Annotated in this window: 17 protein-coding genes; 10 read left to right on the top strand and 7 right to left on the bottom strand. The window is 63.7% G+C overall.

Features of this window, described 5'->3' with window-relative positions; translation table 11 throughout:
• Positions 1–84: 84 nt before the first annotated feature.
• From tatB to serS, 3 genes are read left to right on the top strand one after another with little or no spacing between them, the layout of a single operon-like run.
• A complete protein-coding gene (tatB, locus tag HNO79_RS01090) occupies positions 85–657 on the top strand; it encodes a Sec-independent protein translocase protein TatB (protein ID WP_214164309.1) in 573 nt (190 codons plus the stop codon).
• Between the two features lie 7 nt (positions 658–664).
• Entirely contained in the window at positions 665–1,477 is an 813-nt protein-coding gene (tatC, locus tag HNO79_RS01085) for a twin-arginine translocase subunit TatC (protein WP_010515609.1), read from the top strand.
• Positions 1,477–2,748: a serine--tRNA ligase gene (gene serS / locus HNO79_RS01080; RefSeq protein ID WP_214164310.1), complete on the top strand. Its 1,272-nt coding sequence runs from the start codon at positions 1,477–1,479 to the stop codon at positions 2,746–2,748. Before tatC ends, serS begins: the two co-directional genes overlap by 1 nt.
• Positions 2,749–3,007: 259 nt before the next feature.
• On the opposite strand, the gene HNO79_RS01075 is transcribed toward serS, so the two are convergent.
• Positions 3,008–5,455 carry a helicase-related protein gene (locus HNO79_RS01075; protein ID WP_214164311.1) on the bottom strand — a complete coding sequence of 816 codons (2,448 nt, stop codon included), beginning with the start codon at positions 5,453–5,455 and terminating at the stop codon, positions 3,008–3,010.
• A 298-nt stretch (positions 5,456–5,753) separates the two neighbouring features.
• On the opposite strand from HNO79_RS01075, the gene HNO79_RS01070 reads away from it, so the two are divergent.
• Together HNO79_RS01070 and gorA are read left to right on the top strand one after the other, a co-directional pair.
• Positions 5,754–6,632 (top strand): ferredoxin--NADP reductase, encoded by an 879-nt coding sequence (locus tag HNO79_RS01070; RefSeq protein WP_010515614.1) that lies wholly within the window; start codon positions 5,754–5,756, stop codon positions 6,630–6,632.
• Positions 6,633–6,767: 135 nt separating this feature from the next.
• Positions 6,768–8,168 (top strand): glutathione-disulfide reductase, encoded by a 1,401-nt coding sequence (gorA, locus tag HNO79_RS01065; protein WP_214164394.1) that lies wholly within the window; start codon positions 6,768–6,770, stop codon positions 8,166–8,168.
• Positions 8,169–8,285: 117 nt separating this feature from the next.
• On the opposite strand, the gene HNO79_RS01060 is transcribed toward gorA, so the two are convergent.
• Complete coding sequence (locus tag HNO79_RS01060) at positions 8,286–8,630, bottom strand: hypothetical protein (protein ID WP_010515617.1); 345 nt, start codon at positions 8,628–8,630, stop codon at positions 8,286–8,288.
• Positions 8,631–8,938: 308 nt separating this feature from the next.
• Here HNO79_RS01060 and HNO79_RS01055 point away from each other — a divergent pair, with 308 nt between their 5' ends.
• The 4 genes from HNO79_RS01055 to gltX all read left to right on the top strand — a co-directional run bounded on the left by HNO79_RS01055 (position 8,939) and on the right by gltX (position 13,567).
• The gene (locus HNO79_RS01055; RefSeq protein WP_010515619.1) at positions 8,939–10,342 is read left to right on the top strand and encodes a class II 3-deoxy-7-phosphoheptulonate synthase; all 1,404 of its coding nucleotides are present in this window, start codon (positions 8,939–8,941) and stop codon (positions 10,340–10,342) included.
• A gap of 31 nt (positions 10,343–10,373) precedes the next feature.
• Positions 10,374–11,540: a beta/alpha barrel domain-containing protein gene (locus HNO79_RS01050; protein WP_200410444.1), complete on the top strand. Its 1,167-nt coding sequence runs from the start codon at positions 10,374–10,376 to the stop codon at positions 11,538–11,540.
• Positions 11,541–11,591: 51 nt separating this feature from the next.
• Entirely contained in the window at positions 11,592–11,960 is a 369-nt protein-coding gene (locus HNO79_RS01045) for a hypothetical protein (RefSeq protein ID WP_010515621.1), read from the top strand.
• A 269-nt stretch (positions 11,961–12,229) separates the two neighbouring features.
• Positions 12,230–13,567 carry a glutamate--tRNA ligase gene (gene gltX / locus HNO79_RS01040; RefSeq protein ID WP_010515622.1) on the top strand — a complete coding sequence of 446 codons (1,338 nt, stop codon included), beginning with the start codon at positions 12,230–12,232 and terminating at the stop codon, positions 13,565–13,567.
• Positions 13,568–13,676: 109 nt separating this feature from the next.
• On the opposite strand, the gene HNO79_RS01035 is transcribed toward gltX, so the two are convergent.
• The 4 genes from HNO79_RS01035 to rpsD all read right to left on the bottom strand — a co-directional run bounded on the left by HNO79_RS01035 (position 13,677) and on the right by rpsD (position 18,208).
• Positions 13,677–14,462 carry an RNA methyltransferase gene (locus tag HNO79_RS01035; protein ID WP_029329642.1) on the bottom strand — a complete coding sequence of 262 codons (786 nt, stop codon included), beginning with the start codon at positions 14,460–14,462 and terminating at the stop codon, positions 13,677–13,679.
• Positions 14,459–15,823 carry a cysteine--tRNA ligase gene (gene cysS / locus HNO79_RS01030; protein ID WP_214164312.1) on the bottom strand — a complete coding sequence of 455 codons (1,365 nt, stop codon included), beginning with the start codon at positions 15,821–15,823 and terminating at the stop codon, positions 14,459–14,461. Before cysS ends, HNO79_RS01035 begins: the two co-directional genes overlap by 4 nt.
• A gap of 86 nt (positions 15,824–15,909) precedes the next feature.
• Positions 15,910–17,472 carry a peptide chain release factor 3 gene (gene prfC, locus HNO79_RS01025; protein ID WP_010515625.1) on the bottom strand — a complete coding sequence of 521 codons (1,563 nt, stop codon included), beginning with the start codon at positions 17,470–17,472 and terminating at the stop codon, positions 15,910–15,912.
• A gap of 118 nt (positions 17,473–17,590) precedes the next feature.
• Entirely contained in the window at positions 17,591–18,208 is a 618-nt protein-coding gene (rpsD, locus tag HNO79_RS01020) for a 30S ribosomal protein S4 (protein ID WP_010506989.1), read from the bottom strand.
• A gap of 315 nt (positions 18,209–18,523) precedes the next feature.
• Here rpsD and HNO79_RS01015 point away from each other — a divergent pair, with 315 nt between their 5' ends.
• Positions 18,524–19,072, top strand: coding sequence for an HdeD family acid-resistance protein (locus tag HNO79_RS01015; RefSeq protein ID WP_010515626.1), 549 nt, complete (start codon positions 18,524–18,526; stop codon positions 19,070–19,072).
• On the opposite strand, the gene HNO79_RS01010 is transcribed toward HNO79_RS01015, so the two are convergent.
• The gene (locus HNO79_RS01010) at positions 19,051–19,824 is read right to left on the bottom strand and encodes an NADPH-dependent F420 reductase (protein WP_010515627.1); all 774 of its coding nucleotides are present in this window, start codon (positions 19,822–19,824) and stop codon (positions 19,051–19,053) included. The genes HNO79_RS01015 and HNO79_RS01010 overlap by 22 nt on opposite strands.
• Positions 19,825–19,913 lie beyond the last annotated feature (89 nt).

Raw genomic sequence — 19,913 nt, 5'->3', positions numbered from 1 at the left:
TGCAGGACATGCACGGGCGAGACGTGATGCCGGGCGGTAGCGTGCGGGTGTGCCGCGCGTGCGTGGTGGTGGAGGAAAGTGGTCATGTTCGATTTCGCGTGGTCTGAATTTGCCCTGATCGGGGTGGTGGGCCTGCTGCTGATCGGGCCCAAGGACATGCCTGTCGCCATCCGTACGGTGACCGGCCTGATCAAGAAGGCGCGCGGCCTCGCCACCGAATTCCAGTCCCATGTGGATGAAATGGTGCGTGAGGCAGACCTGACGGAAGCGCGTGACCAGCTTGGCCAGCTCAAGCGGCTGAACGTGCGCGACAAGCTGATGAAGGCGATTGACGGGGATGGCACGCTGCGGCGTTCGCTTGATCCCGCCACGCTGACGGGGGCGGCGCCCGTCCCTCCTCCAGCCACGCCCGCCATGGAGAACGTGCTGCCGGAACAGAAGATTCCCTCGCGCCATTACATTCCCCCGCTATCCACTGCCGCGCCGAAGGAAGCGGATGCGGCGGTGCTGGCCAGCGCGCCCGATTTTCTTCCGCCCCGTGTTGCGCGCCGTATCGCGGCCGAACTGCCAGACCTGACCCCGCCGGCCTTCCTGCCGCCGGTCAGGGTCATTCACCGGGGGCAGCGTGTCTCCGTCACAGCCGACGGGCGGGAATAAGAACGCGATGGATGCAGGAGACGACACCCTGAATCAGGATTCGATCAACGACCAGCCCATGCCGCTGCTCGAACATCTGGTGGAACTGCGGCGCAGGCTGCTGTGGTCCATCGTGACGTTCATGGTGTGTTTTGCCGTCTGTTACTATTATTCGGAACAGATCTATTTCTTCCTGGCCAAGCCTCTGGGCGACATCATGCGCCAGAAGGGGGAACAGCCGCACCTGATCTATACCGCGCTGTATGAAGCCTTCTTCACCTATATGAAGGTCGCCTTTTTCGGTGCGGCCTGCCTGTCGTTTCCCATGGTGGCGGTGCAGGCGTGGATATTCATAGCGCCCGGGCTGTACCGCAGCGAAAAACGCGCATTCGCGCCTTTCCTGGTCGCGACGCCCATCATGTTCGCCATGGGGGCGGCGCTGGCGTACTATTTCATCTTTCCCGCTGCGTGGAAGTTCTTCCTGTCGTTCCAGACGGCGGACGGGCAGGACGGGCTGCAGATCGAACTGCAGGCCAAGGTGTCGGAATACCTGACATTGGTCATGAAGCTGATCCTGGCGTTCGGCATGGCGTTTGAACTGCCCGTGGTGCTGACGCTCATGGCGCGGGTGGGGCTGGTGACATCGAAGGGGCTGGCAAAGGTGCGGCGCTATGCCTATGTCGGCGCGTTCGTGGCCGCCGCCATCCTGACGCCGCCCGACGTGATTACCCAGACCGGTCTGGCCGTGCCGCTGATCGGGCTGTACGAGGTTTCCATTTTCTGCGCCCGCCTTGTCGAGCCGCGCAACCCGCCTGAAGACGACACCGAGGAGACTACCTGATGCACGACCTGCGCGCGCTTCGCGCCGATCCCGACGGTTTTGACGCCGACCTGAAGCGGCGGGGCGAGCCTGCCGTGGCGCAGGCGCTGCTGCTGCTGGATCATGACCGCCGCGCGGCTGAAACCGCATTGCAGGAACTGCAGGCGCGACGGAAGCAGATTTCCAAGGAAATCGGCATGATGCGCAAATCCGGCGCGGACAGTTCCGCGCTGGAAGCGGAAGTGGCTGGCGCCAAGGCCCGGATGGAGGAACTGCAGACCCGCGCCGATGATCTGGACAGCCAGATCAGTGGCACGCTGGAACGCCTGCCCAACCGTCTGGACGCCGGCGTGCCCGAAGGGGCCGATGAAAGCGCGAACGTGGAGGTGCACCAGAACGGCACGCCACGCGAATTCCCCTTTGCCCCGCGTGAGCATTTCGAACTGGGCGAAGCGCTGGGCATGATGGATTTCGAGACTGCGTCTCGCCTGTCGGGCGCGCGGTTCGTGGTGCTGCGTGGCCAGCTTGCGCGGCTGGAGCGTGCGTTGGGCCAGTTCATGCTGGACCTGCACACCGGCGAAAACGGCTACGAGGAAACCGCCGTGCCCGTCCTGGTCAATAACGATGCGATGTACGGCACCGACAAGCTGCCCAAATTTGCCGACCAGTCCTTCCGCACCGAAGATGGCCGCTGGCTGATCCCCACGGCTGAAGTGCCGCTGACAGCCAGTGTCGCGGGCCAGATCCTGCCAGGTGCCGTGCTGCCGCGCCGTCTTGTCGCCCTGTCATCATGCTTCCGCAGCGAGGCCGGGGCCGCGGGCCGTGATACGCGCGGCATGCTGCGCCAGCACCAGTTCCAGAAGGTGGAGATGGTTTCCATCACCACGCCGGAGGAGAGTGACGCCGAGCATGAGCGCATGACCCGCTGTGCGGAAATGGTGCTGGAAAAGCTGGGCATTCCTTACCGCCGCATGCTGCTGTGCGCGGGCGATACCGGCTTTGGCGCGGCAAAGACCTTTGACCTTGAGGCCTGGCTGCCGGGGCAGAAGGCATGGCGCGAAATCTCGTCATGTTCCACCACGCGCGATTTTCAGGCCCGCCGTATGAACGCACGCTACCGCCCGGCGGAGGGCAAGCCCGCCTTTGTCCATACCCTGAACGGGTCTGGCCTGGCTGTAGGCCGCACGCTGATCGCGGTGATGGAAAATTACCAGAACGCGGATGGCAGCATCACCGTGCCCGACGTGCTGCGTCCATATATGGGTGGTGTCGAGGTCATCCGCGCGGCCTGATCCCCCATGGGGCGGGCGTGCAGGTCACGGCCGTCCTGTCGGGCTGCATGCGATCGGCACGATGCTGGATCACTGTCCTGCCTGACCGGCCGGCTGTCTCAGGCTGCCAATGCGCAGGATGGCCCTGGGGCAGATAACCGGCCCACAGGACATCCTGCAAATTGAAGTTTTTGGTGAAGCTTTTTTCAAGAAGCTTCGAAGAACACCGCCTTTTTGGAAAAAGGCGGCATCCATAAACGTTTGTCTTCCTGCCTCTCCCTTACCGCCGCTTGCGGTGCGGGCGCTTGCCTTTGGGCGGTGCCTCACGGTTGCGGCGTCCCGGCGGATTGGCGCGGTTGTCGGGGCTGAAGGGTGTTGTGCGTGGCGTGCGGGCGCGGATGCTCTGCTGGCGCAGCACGTCCTCGATCCAGTCATTCAGGCGTGCGGTCGTGGCCTCGGCCTCCTCGCGATTGATGTAGGCTTCGGGAAAGCGCAGCGCCAGCCACCGCCAGGCCACCAGTCGCTTGTGGCGCTTTTCGGCGCGTTCCAGTTCCGTGCGTTCGGCCCGTTCGGGGGGCGGCAGGCGGCCCGTGCCCGGCGGTGGCACGGCATTGCCCGCCGCATGGTCCGCCGCCCAGTGGACAAGGCGCTGGATGCCATTGTCACGGTCATCCACCGGGCACATGGCGTAAACCCAGCGCTGCGCCAACGTCAGGTCCGCAACCCCTTCCAGCGCGGTGGCAATGGCGAAGGCCTGTTCCATATTGGCCAGACGGTAATTGGGGTCATCACGGCGCAACACCGCGCGGCGGATACGCACCAGCACGCCAAACAGGCTGTCCGATCCGATTTCGGCCGCCACGGCCTGTACGATGTCGGCATCTGGCTGGACCTGCGGGCGCATGTCCTCGATCGGCTGCGGGGGGGCGGCCAGCATGGCGTGGATGAAGGACGGGCTGCCCACCCCTTCCAGCACGGCCACGACACCCTGTTCATGCTTGCCATAACGCCCGGCGCGGCCGCCGATCTGCTTGACTTCCTGCGGGTTGAGGTCGCGCGTCTGGTTGCCGTCATATTTGCGCAGGGCTGCGAAGACGACGCGGCGGATGGTCAGGTTCAGCCCCATGCCGATGGCGTCGGTCGCGATCAGGATATCGGCGTCGCCATCATTGAAACGCTGGGCCTCCGCCCGGCGGACTTCGGGGCTGAGCGCGCCATACACCACCGCCACCCGCTTGCCCTGCGCCAGCAGCAGTGCGCGCAGGTCCAGCACCTCGCGTCGGGAAAAGGCGATCAGCGCGTCATGCTTCTGCAGTTCATGCAGGCTGACCGAGCGTTCAGCGGCGACCAGCGGGCTTTTGCGTTCCAGCCGGATTTCATCCACCGGGTCACCACACAGTTCGGCAATGCGCCGGACCATGGGAATGCAGTCGGGCGCGCCCAGAATGAACAGGTGCCGCGCAGGCGCACCCATGATGGCCGCCGTCCATGCCGCCCCCCGGTCGGGGTCGGTCAGCATCTGGGCTTCATCAATGATGGCGACATCAACCGGGTTGTTCAGCGGGCACATTTCCACGGTTGCGGCCAGATGGCGGCTGCCGGGCACGTCGATGCGTTCTTCGCCGGTGGCAAGTGATGTCGGCACACCGCGCGCGGTCAGCGACTCGCGGAATTCATGGGCCAGCAGACGCAGGGGTGCCAGCGCCAGGCCGCTTTCGGCGCGGGCCAGCGCATCAAGCGCGGTATGCGACTTGCCGCTGTTGGTCGGCCCCGTCACCAGCGTGATGCGGCGGTTGAGCGCGCGCGCGGTGCGGAAATGGGCGGCATAGCGGTCAAGGGCGGCGACCTGCGCGATGACGGCATTGCCCACGCGGCGATTGCCAAGGTCGGGGGCCAGCGGCGTGCGTGACGGGGTGTCCTGTCCCTCCCTGCGCCACTGGGGCAACTGCTGGCGCAGGGCCATGAGTTCGGTGGGGTCGAATTCCCACCGTTCCTGCCCATCCGCCTGTGGCACGCGACGGGCGACCGGCAGCCGGTTTTCCGCGATCCAGCGCAGGGCCTCGCGGTGCGAACAGCGCAGCAGGCCGGGCACGTCGCTGAAGGGGACAAGGCTTTTTTCCCATTCGCGCAGGCGCAGCACCTCCTCACGCCGGCGCGCACGTGCCGTATCCTCGATCCGGGTGTCGCGGTCCTTGCGGCTTGCATCCTCGCGTTCCAGTCCGGCGGCGAAGGCATCCGCATCCGGCAGGGCAAAGGCGTCGGCCACCGCTGCGGCCAGGGTGCGCAGTTCCGCAGGCGCCAGCGTACGGCCGGTGCCGTCAAACAGGTCGGCGCGGATGTTTTCCACTGCGGCGCGGGGCGTCTCGCCCTGCGCGCGCAGTTTTTCGCGCAGCACGGGAGCAAGGGCCGACAGCAGGCGGGCATCATCGGGTTCGGGGTCGTCCACGCTCACGGCGGCGGCTTCGGTATCCGCGCGCGTGACCCATACCTGTCCCGCGCGGCGCGTCAGGTCCATGAGGCGCGACCCCCATGGCTTGCGCCGGACGGTGCACAGCGCGCTACGGAACGCGGCGTCATCTATCTGTGTCGCGCCGGGTTGCAGCATGCGGGCGATCACGCGCTCCAGCTTCGGGCGCTCGCGGGTTTCAACATGCAGCCCGGTTGCGGCGATCGCCGCATCCAGCGCCAGCAGGGCAGGGGCGGCCCGGTCGGGGAATTCAGAAGTCATACCTGACTATGTGCGTCATCCGTGCGCGGACGACAATGGACTCCCTACTTGCATCCGGTCCCGAAATCATCGAATAGAGGCCCGCATCGTACGCGTGTGGCGTGACATGCGCGCACCGGAACGGACATTATGCGGCAGATCTGTTCCCTGTAGCGCGTGATATGTTTGTTTTGTGCTGGAATTCCACGCTGTGGATGGCCTAAACATGCCCGCACTCAAGCTTATGTAGCTGTGGGCGGGCGCATGTTTCAGGATATCCTGTGTCTGCGTCATACCCAGCCGGGAGAATGATAACCAGATGTCCGATACGTTGATTGTGCCTACTTCCGAAACCATGCTGACGGGCCTTGCCCCGGTAGCCGGTCAGGAAGGCGTGTTCCACCTGGCCGAACCGACCAAGGAATACAGCCACCTGAATGCTGAAACCGTCCTGTCGGTCCATCACTGGACGGACCGGCTGTTCAGCTTCACCACCACGCGCGACCCGGCGCTGCGCTTCGAGAACGGTCAGTTCACGATGATCGGCATCGAGGTCGAGGGCAAGCCGCTGCTGCGTGCCTACAGCATCGCCAGCGCGAATTACGAGGACCACCTCGAATTCCTGTCGATCGCCGTGCCTGATGGCCCGCTGACCTCGCGCCTGCGCCATGTAAAGGTGGGCGACAAGGTGCTGATCGGTCGCAAGCCCGTCGGCACGCTGCTGCTGGACAACCTGCGTCCGGGCCGCAACCTGTATTTCCTGTCCACGGGCACGGGGCTTGCGCCCTTCATGAGCCTGATCAAGGACCCGGAATGCTATGAACGCTACGACCATGTGATCCTGAGCCACACGGTCCGTATCTCGGGCGAACTGGCCTATTCCAACCACATCCGCCACGAACTGCCCGAACATGAATTCCTGGGCGAGGACGTGAAGGGCAAGCTGCTGTATTACCCGGCCGTGACCCGTGAGGAATTCGCCGTTACCGACCGCATCACCAAACTGATCGAGACAGGCAAGATCTTCAGGGATCTCAATATCCCCGAACTCGACCCCGAACATGACCGTGTCATGATCTGCGGTTCGCCGGAAATGCTGGCCGATACGGAAAAGCTGCTGCAGGACCGTGGCTTTGACGAGGGGAACAATTCCAACCCCGGCGCCTATGTGGTGGAAAAGGCGTTCGCTGAACGCTGATCCCGCCCCAGCCCCGGCCATGGACCCCCAGGCCGGGGCTTTTTTGTTGGCCCCGCCCCGCGTCCGGGCGGTGGAACGCCGGAATGACGCATGCTGTCGCCGTCCTTCCGGCTGGAAGCAGGATGCACAACCGGCATGAGTTATGATTTCGATCTGTTTGTAATCGGCGCGGGTTCGGGTGGCGTACGGTGCGCGCGCATCGCCTCCAGCCATGGGGCGCGCGTGGCCGTGGCGGAAAGCCGCCATTGGGGTGGCACCTGTGTCAACCTTGGCTGTGTGCCCAAGAAACTGATGGTCCAGGCCAGCGAATATGGCGACTGGGTGGATGACAGCCACGGCTTTGGCTGGAACACGAAGCGCGGGCAGCACGACTGGACCGCGCTGATTGACGCCAAGGACCGTGAGATTACGCGCCTGAACGGGCTGTATGTCTCGATGCTGGAAAAGGCGGGGGTCGCCCTGTTTACCGGCCATGCCACCATTGAGGACGCGCATACCCTGCGTATCGACCCATCGCCGCTGGCCCCCGACGAGGCTCCCCGCCGCGTGACCGCGGCCCGGATCGTCATTGCCGTGGGGTCCACGCCGACGGCCCCGAAAATACCCGGTGCGGAATACGCCATTTCGTCCGACCAGGCTTTTTACCTGAAGCACCGCCCGCAGCGGGTCTGCATGGTGGGTGGTGGATATATTGGCGTGGAGTTCGCGGGTATTTTCCGTGGGTTCGGGTCAGAGGTCGACCTGGTCTATCGCCAGCAGCAGCCGCTGCGGGGGTTTGATGGCGACCTGCGCCATGCCCTGCACGACGCCATCGATCTGCGCGGCATCCGCCAGCATGCCAGTGCGTCCCCCACCGGCATTGAAAAGCGCAGGGATGGCAGCCTTGCCGTCACCCTCGATAACGGCAGCCAGATTGAAACCGACTGCGTTTTCTTCGCCACCGGACGTCACCCCAAGATCACCGGTCTTGGCCTGACGCAGCTTGGTGTCGCGATGGAGGAAAACGGGCGCATCATCGTGGGCGACGACAGCCAGACGACGGTGCCCGGCATTTACGCCATAGGCGACGTAACCAACCGGCTGAACCTGACCCCCGTAGCCATTGCGGAAGGGCATAACCTGGCCGACCGCCTGTTTGGCACGGCACCCGCGCGGCAGTGGTCCTATGCCACCACGCCCAAGGCGGTGTTCTTCACCCCGGCGCTGGCCAGTGTCGGCCTGACGGAAGCCGAGGCGGCGCATAAGGGCGATGTGGATGTCTATGTCAGCCGCTTCCGCCCCATGCGCAATACGCTGAGCGGCCGTCAGCAACGCACGTTCATGAAGCTGGTGGTGGATCAGGCCAGCCAGATCGTGGTGGGCGCGCACATGCTGGGTGATGACGCGCCGGAAATCATGCAGGGGCTGGCCATTGCCGTGACGGCGGGCCTGAAGAAGGGGGACTGGGACCGGACCATCGGGATCCATCCCTCCTCGGCGGAGGAATTCGTGACCATGCGCACCCGCACGCGGGTCACGCCCCATCATCCGGCCTGATAATACAAAAAAACCGTTGCCGGTCAGTGTTCCGGCAACGGTTTTTTCAAAAAGCTTCAAGGGAACGTCGCCTTTTTAAAAAAGCGACATCCTGAATCTTTTATATTTTTCAGTATGTTAGCGGGGTGCGACCCAGCCATTGCCGGTCGAATCGCCAAGCTGGCCATCGCCATTGATTCCGCTGCTCTGGTACGAACTGCCGAAACGCGACAGGTCCGTGCCCGTGACCGAATCACGATGCACGTGTTCCAGATGGTCCGGGTCGGGACCGTGGTTCAGTTCCATGGACGGCGCTTCCTCATAGCCGGGCGGCAGGTGGTTGCGCTGGCCATGAACGGTCATCTTGTCTTCGTTCTGGCTACTGCTGTCGTCGCTGCTGTCGGGCGCGGCCATGGCCGTCACGCTGAACAGGCACAGCCCTGCTGCCAGGGCGGTTATGAATTTCCCACGTGTGGTGGCCATGATCCGTAATCCTTTTACCTGAGGGGGCACCATGCCAAACCATGCCCCGTCAGGGGAAGCCGTGGTCTGGCAGGCCAACCATGCTGCTTTTACATATGGGGGAAGCATGGGTGTAATGCGACCTTTAACTGGATGGATCGGGCCGGTTTGTGGCGTCAATGCAACATTGATCCCCCGCTGGCGGCATGGCCATGGTGGGCAGGCCCAGAACAGGCTTTGCCATGCCGGGCTTTTTTCGACATAAAGGCTGCCCTTCCGCCACGGGCGGTGGGGACTGTCTTGTATCAAGAGGAATTAGGATCCGACCCATGAGTGCGACGCACAGCCACAACAGTTCTTCCCGGCAGGCCTGGACGCCGGAGAGCTGGCGGTCGTTTCCGGCGCGGCAGATGCCGCGATATCCCGACGAAGCCGCCCTGCAGGGCGTGGAAGCGCGCCTGCGCCGCTACCCGCCGCTGGTTTTCGCGGGGGAAGCCCGGCGCCTGCGCACCCATCTGGCCAAGGCCGCCACGGGGCAGGCCTTTGTGCTGCAGGGTGGCGCGTGCGCCGAAAGCTTCAGCGAATTCACCGCCGATATCGTGCGCGACACCTTCCGCGTGCTGCTGCAGATGGCCGTGGTGCTGACATTCGGCGCGAAGGTGCCGGTCATCAAGATCGGGCGCATGGCCGGGCAGTACGCCAAACCGCGCTCGTCCGATACCGAGACGAAGGACGGCGTGACCCTGCCGTCCTACCGTGGTGACATCATCAATGGCTCCGATTTCACGGAAGCCGCGCGCATTCCTGATCCGAAGCGCATGGAAACCGGCTATTTCCAGTCCGTCGGCACCATGAACCTGCTGCGTGCGTTTGCCGGCGGCGGTTATGCCAACCTGCATGAAGTCCATCGCTGGAACCTCGGCTTTGTCGAGCGTTCGCCGCTGGCGCAGCGTTACGGGCAGCTGGCCGAACGCATTGGCGAGACGCTGGACTTCATGGCCGCGTGCGGCCTGACGGCGGCGACCACGCCCCAGATTGACGAGACCGAGTTCTATACCTCGCACGAGGCCCTGCTGCTGCCGTACGAGCAGGCGCTGACCCGCATCGATTCGACATCGGGCGAATGGTATGACTGCTCGGCCCATTTCGTGTGGATCGGGGACCGGACCCGCCAGCCCGATGGCGCGCATGTCGAATTCCTGCGCGGGGTGCGCAACCCCATCGGCATCAAGGTCGGTCCGACGACGACCATCGAGGACCTTGAGCAACTGCTCGACATCCTCAACCCGACCGATGAAGCGGGGCGCATTTCGCTCATCTCCCGTATGGGGGCGGGCAAGGTGCGTGAGCATCTGCCGCCGCTGCTCGAGAAAGTGATGGCTACGGGGCGGACGGTCACATGGTTGTGTGATCCCATGCACGGCAACACAAGCTCGACCTCGACGGGCGTCAAGACGCGCTCCTTCGATGCCATCCTGTCCGAGATTCACGGCTTTTTTGACGTGTTCGAGGCAGCAGGCGCCCACCCCGGCGGCGTGCATTTCGAGATGACCGGCCAGAACGTGACCGAGTGTATCGGTGGTGCGCACCGCTTGACGGAAGACGATCTGGGTGAACGCTATGAAACCTTCTGCGACCCGCGCCTGAATGCGGAACAGTCGCTGGAGATGGCGTTCCGTCTGGCCGAGGAGCTGAAGACGCGGATGCATCGCATGAATGGCGGGGCACGCTAGTCCCGCCCGGATGGGGGGATTGGAGGGGCATATGACCCACGGTGACAGGACAAGGCACGACAGGGGTGCCGGCGCGGTGGAACAGGATGTGATCGCCGCCCGCACGGATGCGTATTTCAACCGCACACGTGCCATTGTCGAACACTTTGGGGACAGGAAGGTGACATACGCCATCTTCCTGCGCCGCCCCGTCGTGTCCGCGCCCCGGCTTATGGTGGACTGGCTGCATGCCGTCGCCGCCGAGCGCGGGATCGAGATCGAGTGTGATGTCATGTTCCCCGAAGGGACATGGGTGGGCGCGGGTGAGCCGCTTGCCTACGTAACCGGGTCGTTCGCGCAGCTTGCGGTGCTGGAGACACTGGTGCTCCAGCGTCTCGGCCCGGCCTGCGTGGCCGCGCACAATGCCTACCAGATGTCCATGGCACTGCCGCATGTGCGCTTCATGGCGATGGAAGCACGGCACTGTGCGGGCTTTGGCATGCAGGAACAGATGGCGTATGCCGCTTCCGTCGGCAGCCATGCTGCACAGAAGGAGGGTGCGCTGGGCTTCATCGGCAGCGCCAATGACGCGACAGCGCATTACTTCGGCACCAAAAAGGGGCTGGGCACCATGCCGCACGCGCTGGTGGGGTATGCCGGGTCCACCCTGCGGGCGGCAGAAATGTTTCATGAGGTCTATCCCGACATGGACCTTGTGGTGCTGGTGGATTATTTCGGGCGTGAGGTGACGGACGCGCTGGAAGTCTGCCGCCATTTCCCTGATCTTGCGGCAACCGGGCGACTGGCCGTGCGGCTGGATACGCATGGTGGCCGCTTTCTGGAGGGGCTGGACCCGCAATCGTCCTATGACGTGCTGGAGCGGCACACGCCGGGCAGCATACGGCGGTACCGGTCGGACAAGGAACTGCGCTACCTTGTGGGCACGGGGGTGTCCGCCGCCGCCATCTGGCGCATGCGCGAAGCACTGGACGAGGCCGGGTTCGCGCATGTGCGCATCATCGCGTCGTCGGGTTTCAGCGTGGAAAAATGCCTCAGCATGGCCGACGCCCATGCGCCGGTCGATGTGATTGGCACGGGGTCGTTCATCCCCGATCGCTGGTCCGAAACCTATGCCACGGCGGATATCGTGGCCTATGACGATGTGCCCCGGGTCAAGGCGGGGCGTGAATTCCTGCTGCGTCATATGCGCAACCGCTAGGTCGGTCATGGGCTTACGTCCCCGAAGGGACGCATAACGAAAGGCTTCATCTTGTCAGAAACCATTTTTGCCCCCGAAGGGGGGTGGCGCGTGCGGATTCTGGATCTGTCAGGCGGTGCCGAGGATAATATTGTCGAGGAAGTCGGCGGCTTCCCCGACCTGATCCAGGCCAATGCCTTTGCGCGGGCCTATGTGCGCGACAGCATCGAACGCTGCCGCATGCCCGGCCTGTCGGCGGCTGACATCCTCAAGGCATGGTTTTCCTTTGGCGAGGACGCGGAAGTGCTGGAAGCGGGCGATCAGGGCTGGCGTTCGGCCAATGAACTGGATGATTTTGCAGCCCACGCCGCAAGCCCGATGGAGCGCGACTGGCGCGCGTTTGACCCCCGTCGTGGCGGTGATGAGGAAGACGAGGCGTAAGAACGTCCCCTGAAACTGTAAAAATATAAAAGTTTTTGGGCGCCGCTTTTTTGAAGAAAGGCGGCGTTCGCTGAGGCTGGTCTGAAAAAACTTTCCCAATACCCTGCGTATTGAACCAGCAGTTTTTCCCGAGAACCTTCTGCCAGATCGGGCGGGGCCAGCCCCCGTACTGGCATGTGTCGGGGGCGGGCTTATGGGCAGGCGTATTCCACATCGGATTGCGCATGTGTTCTCTGGCATTCGGGACGTAATCGCCGCATATAAGGGGCATGAAACTCCGTTTTGCGCCCAGCCCGACCGGGCTGATCCATGTCGGCAATGCGCGTCAGGCCATTGCCAATGCCCTGTTCGCCCGCCGCCACAATGCACGCTTTCTGCTGCGCATTGACGATACCGATCGCGGTCGCTCGAAAGAGGAATACGTGCAGGCCCTGCAGGACGACCTGCGCTGGCTTGGCATTGGCTGGGATGAATTCGTGCGCCAGTCGGACCGGCTGGACCGCTATGCGCTGGCCATTGAAAAGCTGAAGGCCAGCGGGCGGCTGTATCCATGCTTTGAAAGCGAGCAGGAACTGGCTTCCAAGCGCGAGGCCCGTATCCGCATGCGCAAGCCGCCGGTCTATGACCGCGCCATGCTGCGCATGACCCCGCAGCAGCGCGCGCAGGCCGAAGCCAATGGCAAGGTGCCGTACTGGCGCTTCAGGCTGTCGGATCATCGCACGGTGGAATGGAACGATCTGGTCATGGGGCCATCGCGCGTGAAGCTGCCCGCCATTTCCGATCCCGTTCTGGTACGGGCGGACGGGACGGTGCTGTACACGCTGGCATCCGTCGTGGATGACATGGAACTGGGCATTACCCACATCATCCGCGGTGAGGACCATGTGACCAATACCGGCGTGCAGATCGACATTGCCGAGGCGCTGGGGGCAAAGCGCACCCAGTTCACCTTCGCGCACCTGCCGCTTTTGCTGGATGAAGGCGGTGGCAAGCTGTCCAAGCGGTTCGATGGGCTGTCGATTCGCGCGCTGAGGCAGGACGGGGTCGAGCCCTCGGCCATCGTGTCCTACCTTGCCCGCCTGGGCAGTGCGGATGATCCGGCGCCGCTGTCGTTTGATGAACTGGCCAAAACGTATGACCTGGGGCGTGTCTCGCGCTCGGCCGCGCGGTTCGACATGCGACAGCTGCTGGGCCTGAACCGCCGCATCATGCATGCCATGCCGTTTGACGAAATCCGTGCCCGCCTGCCCGAAGGGGCGACGGAAGCCTTCTGGCTGGCGGTGCGGGGCAATGTGGATATGGCGGGCGAACTGCGCCACTGGTGGGATGTCGTGGCCGGGGAGATCATTCCTCCGGTGATCGAGGATGCAGACCGTCCCTTCCTGTTGCAGGCGCTCGAGTCGCTTCCTGTCGAACCGTGGGACGAAACCACATGGAAGACATGGACCACGGCTGTGAAGGACGCCACGGGCCGCACGGGACGTGCCCTGTTCCACCCGCTGCGCCTGGCGCTGACGGGGGAAGACAGCGGGCCGGAAATGCGTGACCTGCTGCCGCTTATGGGCCGGGCGCGGGTGGCCGACCGGTTGCAGATTGCGGCACGCTGATACAAAAAAGCCCGGTTTCGCACCGGGCTTTTTTAATGGAGAAGGATTGGAAATAATAAAAGTTCTTGGGGACTGCCTTTTTTCAAAAAGGCGGTGTTCTGTGAAGCTTTTACTTATCGCCGCCCTGCCTGGCCTTGCGCCCACGGGACAGTTCGGTCACCACGCCATGCAGCGTGCGCAATTCCTGTTCCGTCACCTCGCCACGCAGGAAGAAGTGACGCAGGTTGCGCACCATGCCAGGCCGCTTCTGTTCATTGCGCAGGAAGCCGCATTCATCCAGATCAGCGATCAGGTGGCGCATGAAGTTGTCCAGTTCGCCCCGGGTGGCCACATGCGTCTCGTTGGTCATGAGCGTGCGTGGCGGCGTATCATCCGCTGCCATCCACCACTCATACGCCATGATCATGACAGCCTGCGCCAGATTTAGGGACATGAACGCGGGATTGAGTGGATAGCGGATCAGCGCATCGGCACGGGCCATGTCTTCATTATCCAGCCCGGCGCGTTCAGGGCCGAACATCAACCCGACTTTCAACCCGCGATCCGTCATTTCCCGCAGTTCGGCAGCGCCGCCGCGTGCGGTCAGCACCGGCTTTACGATATGGCGCGGGCGCGGGCAGGTGGCAAAGACATGATGCAGGTCGGCCACCGCGTCATCGACCGTATCGAAGACCTGCGCGGATTCGAGGATGCGGTCAGCGCCTGACGCACTGCGCCACGCACGTTCCTGTGGCCAGCCGTCACGGGGTGCAACGATACGCATGTGGAACAGGCCGCCATTGGCCATGGCGCGGGCGGTGGTGCCGATGTTTTCGGCCATCTGGGGCCGGACAAGGATCACGACCGGGCTGTTGCCAATGGGGCCGATATCCGCCCCGCCGTCGCGGCCGGTCATGCCTGCCTCCATGTCGTGCCCTGCGGGCCGTCTTCCAGCACAATTCCCTGTGCCGCAAGGTCGTTGCGGATTTCATCGGCACGGGCGAAGTCACGCGCCTTGCGTGCGGCCAGCCGTTCTGCAATCAGGTGTTCGATATGGGTGGGATCAACCTTCGCCCCCCCACGGAACCATGCCTCCGGCGTGTCCTGCAGCAGGCCCAGCAGGTTGCCCGCCGCCTTCAGGCGTGCCGCAGCCAGACTGTCACCCGTCATGGCCGTATCGGCCAGTGCGTGCATTTCCGCCAGGGCTCGGGGGGTATTCAGGTCATCACACAGGACCTGCACCACGCTGTCGGGTACGGGCACGGGATCTTGCATGGGATCAAGGTTTTCCAGTGCGCGGTAGAAGCGATCGAGCATCTGGCGGGCCTCATTCAGCCCTTCGCGGGTAAAATTCAGTACCGAGCGGTACTGCGCGCGCAGCAGCAGCAGGCGCAGCGCCTCCGCCGGGGTATCACGCAGCACGTCGCGCACGGTCAGGAAGTTGCCGAGGGATTTCGACATCTTCTCCCCGTTCACCAGCAGCATGGCGTTATGTACCCAGTGATTGGCAAAGCGCCCATGCGGGTGGCAGCACATGCTCTGCGCGCGTTCATTTTCATGGTGGGGGAACAGAAGGTCCGACCCGCCGCCATGAATGTCGAAGCTTTCGCCCAGGTAACGCTGTGACATGGCCGAACATTCGATATGCCAGCCCGGACGGCCCCGGCCCCATGGGCTGTCCCATCCCGGCGTCTGGTCGTCGGACGGCTTCCATAGCACGAAGTCACCCGGATCACGCTTGTAGGGTGCCACTTCCACCCGCGCGCCCGCGATCAGGTCATCTGGCGTGCGGCCCGACAGCGCGCCGTAGGAGGGGTAAGTGTTCACTGCGAACAGGACATGCCCTTCGGCTTCGTAGGCATGGCCGCTTTCGATCAGGCGGCGGATCATGTCCTGCATTTCACCGATATGGTGGGTCGCGCGTGGTTCCACATCCGGCGGCAGGATGGAGACGGCGGCCAGGTCCTCATGAAAATCGTGGATGGTGCGTGCCGTCAGGTCCGCAATGGATTCGCCATTGGCATGGGCGCGGGCGTTGATCTTGTCATCCACGTCCGTGATGTTGCGCACGTACGTCACGCGGGGGTACAGGTGGCGCAGCAGGCGCACCAGCACATCCGCCGTCAGCATGGCGCGCAGGTTGCCGATATGCGCCAGATCATAGACCGTGGGGCCGCAATAATAGACCCGCACGTTATCGGGTGCCAGCGGGACGAAGGGAACGGTGCTGCGCGTCCTGCTGTCGTGCAGGTGCAGGCGGGGCTGTGTGTCGGACATGATGCGCCTAGATGCGACAGACAGACGGGATTAGGCAAGACCTCATCTGTGCCTTTGCGGCGGGCCAGCCGGGCCGGCCCGTCCGGTCAGCCGATTTCCTGCCCGATCTGCTTGATGTCATGGAACGTCAGGTCCGGGTTGCCTTCCGCCGTGCGCCGCATCATGAACGCGGACGAGGCAAGGAACACCGGATCCCCATCAATGTCATCCGCCATGGCCGTGCGGTTGGCCATGCAGAAGGCATCCAGTTTCTCACGCGGGCCGGTGACCCAGCGGGCAAGGTTGTAGGGTGTCGATTCGAAGCCGATCGCAACCCCGTATTCGCCCTTCAGCCGCGATTGCAGCACGTCCAGCTGCAGCGTGCCGACCACGCCCACGATTGGCGGCGCGCCATCCTGCGGGCGGAATAGCTGGACCACGCCTTCTTCCGCCAGTTCGGTCAGGGCCTGCCGCAGCTTCTTGGCCTTCATCGCATCATCCAGCCGCACACGGCGCAGGATTTCGGGCGCGAAGTAGGGCACGCCGGTAAAGCGCAGGTCCTCGCCTTCGGTCAGGGTATCGCCAATGCGCAGCGTGCCATGGTTGGGAATGCCCACCACGTCGCCCGCGAAGGCTTCCTCGGCCAGCTGGCGGTCCCGGGCAAAGAAGAACTGCGGCGTATGCAGCGCGAACTGCTTGCCGATCCGCACATGCTTGAGCCGCATGCCGCGCTGCAGCTTGCCCGAGCAGATGCGGGCAAACGCCATGCGGTCGCGATGGTTGGGGTCCATGTTGGCCTGGATCTTGAACACCAGCGCGGTCAGCGCCGGTTCATCCGCGCGGACATTGCGGGTTTCGGTCGCCTGGTCACGCGGCGGCGGACCGAAGGCGGCCAGCGCATCCAGCAGGTCGGTCACCCCGATTTCCTTCATCGCGCTGCCGAAGAACACCGGTGTCAGGTGACCGGCATTGAAGCTTTCAAGGTCGAATTCCGGCAGCGCCGCCTCAACAAGTTCCAGTTCCTCGCCCAGTTGCACCATGCGCGGGTCCGTCTGGTCCAGCGGCTCGGTTACGTGCAGTTCGCGGTGGCGGATGTCATAGGTGCCGACAAATTTGGCAGCACGGCCCACCGGCCACGTGGCGGGCGAGGTGTCGAGCGCCAGCGAGGACGAGATTTCATCCAGCAGGGCAAACGGATCCTGCGATTCGCGGTCCATCTTGTTGATGAAGGTGACGATGGGAATATCGCGCAGGCGGCAGATTTCGAACAGCTTGCGGGTTCGGGCCTCGATCCCCTTGGCGGCATCGATCACCATCACGGCGGCGTCCACCGCCGTCAGCGTGCGGTAGGTATCTTCCGAGAAGTCTTCATGGCCCGGCGTGTCGAGCAGGTTGAAGATGCAGCCGCCATATTCAAACGTCATGACCGATGTCACGACGGAAATGCCACGGTCGCGTTCGATCCCCATCCAGTCCGAACGCGTGCGCCGCCGTTCCCCTTTGGCCCGCACGTTGCCCGCCATCTGGATCGCGCCACCGGCGCGCAGGATGCGTTCGGTCAGCGTGGTCTTGCCCGCATCAGGGTGGGAGATGATGGCGAATGTGCGCCGCCGGGTGATTTCGGCGGCAAGCGGGGTATCGGCGGCGGTGGCGGTCACGGTCTTGTCCATTCCTGCGGCTGGCCCGGCGGAAGGGATGCGGAAGCGGGCAGGGGCCAGAAACGCGGACGCCGGACGCGGGGACAAAACCCCACGCCCGGCGTCACGCCTGCCCGGTTCCGGGACTTGATCAGCGAGAATAGAATTCGATGACCAGGTTCGGTTCCATCTGGACCGGATACGGAACGTCCGACAGCTTGGGGCTGCGCAGGAAGGAGCCCTTCATCTGACGGTGGTCCACTTCCATGTATTCCGGCACGTCGCGCTCGCCGCTCTGCGCTGCATCCAGCACGATGGCCAGCTGCTTGGACTTTTCACGGACTTCGATCACGTCACCGTCACGCACCAGATAGGACGGGATGTTGACCTTGCGGCCGTTGACCGTGATGTGGCCGTGGCTGATGAACTGACGCGCCGCGAACGGGGTGATCGCGAACTTCAGGCGGTACACGACCGCGTCCAGCCGGCGTTCCAGCAGGTCGATCAGGTTTTCGGAGGTATCGCCCTTGCGGCGGACGGCCTCGTCATAATACTTGCGGAACTGCTTTTCACCGATGTTGCCGTAGTAGCCCTTCAGCTTCTGCTTGGCCATCAGCTGCACGGAGAAGTCGGACGGCTTCTGCTTGCGGCGCTGACCATGCTGGCCGGGACCATATTCGCGCTTGTTGACCGGGGACTTTGCACGGCCCCACAGGTTCACGCCAAGGCGGCGATTGATTTTGTACTTGCTCTCAAGGCGCTTGCTCATCTGCGCGCTCTCTCTTCATTCGTCTGCATGGCACACGGCGGAAACCGCATGACCATGTTGTTGCACCGGTAGGTCCTGTTCCGCATGAACAGGACGGGCGCGCCACGTATTACCGGCACCGGGGAGCAATCACCCATGGGCACCAGCCGTATCGTCCACGTTCCCGGCAGTCGGGCGCGTATAGAAGTACCGTGCCCGTCCTGTCAATCATCATGCATGCCGCCTCACGGCAAAAGCCTGTATCGCACAGTGCTGCCGGCCTGTTATGAAACGGACACCGGAAGAAGACATGACGGAAACAAGGGGGTTTTGCGCATGGATACGCCATTTACACAGCGCTGGGGGCTGTTTGTCGGCCTCGGCGCCATATCGTTCGGGCTGGGCATCGTGGCATGGGTGGATGCGCTGGCGGTGTCGCTGGCCAGTACCATCCTGCTTGGCGTGCTGCTGTTCGTCGCGGGCGCGGTACAGCTTGTGCATGCCTTTGTCGTGCGCGACTGGAGCGGGCGTTTCATGTCCATTCTGGGCGGCGCGCTGTATATCCTTGCGGGCACGATGATGATGGAGGAACCGACAACGGGTTCGATGGTCATCACCATCTTCATTTCCGCCTGCCTGGTCGTATCGGGCATCGGGCGCATCATCATGGCGTTCCAGCAGCGTGGTCTGCAGGGATGGTGGCTGATCTTGCTTGGTGGGCTGATCAGCCTGCTGGTGGGGGTGTGCCTGTATGCAACGCTGCCGTGGTCGGGGCTGTGGCTGATCGGCACGTTCGTCGCCGTTGAACTGATTGCCGCGGGCATCGGCTGGATCCAGTTCGGCCTCGCCCTGCGGCAGGCCGCCTACATCCCGCCTGCAAACTGAGTGGCAAGGTTGCGGTCAATGGGATTGTTGGCCGTAACCCCCAGCAGGTTGCGCAGGTCGGTGGCGTTCATCCGTGCCTCGAAACCGGGGCCGCCGGGCTGGAACAGCTTTGCCGTCGACAGCGGTCCGACGGTGACGGGGTCGAATCCCGCGTCGTGGATCAGCCAGCCCGCCACATACAGTGCCTGCACCACATCGCCCGCCATGGGCAGCGCCAGACGGGGGGGCGTGCGGAAGGTTTCGGCCTCCAGCGTGGTCATGTCCTCGGAATTGAAGGCCCGCACGACCGAGGCCTGCGGGAACATTGCCTGCGTGGTTACGCCCGCCCCCTTGGCCAGTGCCAGCCGCCCGATCTTTCCATCCCGCCAGCCATAGGGGTTGGAGGGGTCGATCAGCGGCTTTGTCCCCACGATCGACCCGATGCTGTGCCGAAGCTGGGGCAGCGCGCCATAGGGGACCGCCAGCACAACGGCATCGCCAAACCTTGCTGCTTCCTGTGGTGTGCCTTCGCGGGCAAGGGGGTAGAGTTCCGATGCCAGTTTCTTCGCGGCACTTTTATGAATGTCGGAGAACATGACCTGGTGTCCCGCCCGGCACCATAAATGCCCCAGCGTGCTGCCGACATGGCCCGATCCGATCATGCCGATACGCAGGGGCCGTCGTGCATGGGCCACCCCGGGCAGGCTGGCAGGAACCAGCGCGCCCAATGCGGCGAACAGGCTCTGTCGGCGGGTCAGTTTCAGGGCGGTCATGCATTTCTCCTGTTCTGGCGGCATGTGGTAGTATGGCACGGGATGGCGTATCCATGGTTGGTTCTTTGCCGACCTGTCCGATATATGAC

The sequence above is a fragment of the Komagataeibacter oboediens genome (genome assembly GCF_018491655.1).
Taxonomy (GTDB): domain Bacteria; phylum Pseudomonadota; class Alphaproteobacteria; order Acetobacterales; family Acetobacteraceae; genus Komagataeibacter; species Komagataeibacter oboediens.
The sequence above is the reverse complement of the archived record's forward strand: the minus strand, read 5'-3'. Positions and strand labels throughout refer to the sequence as shown.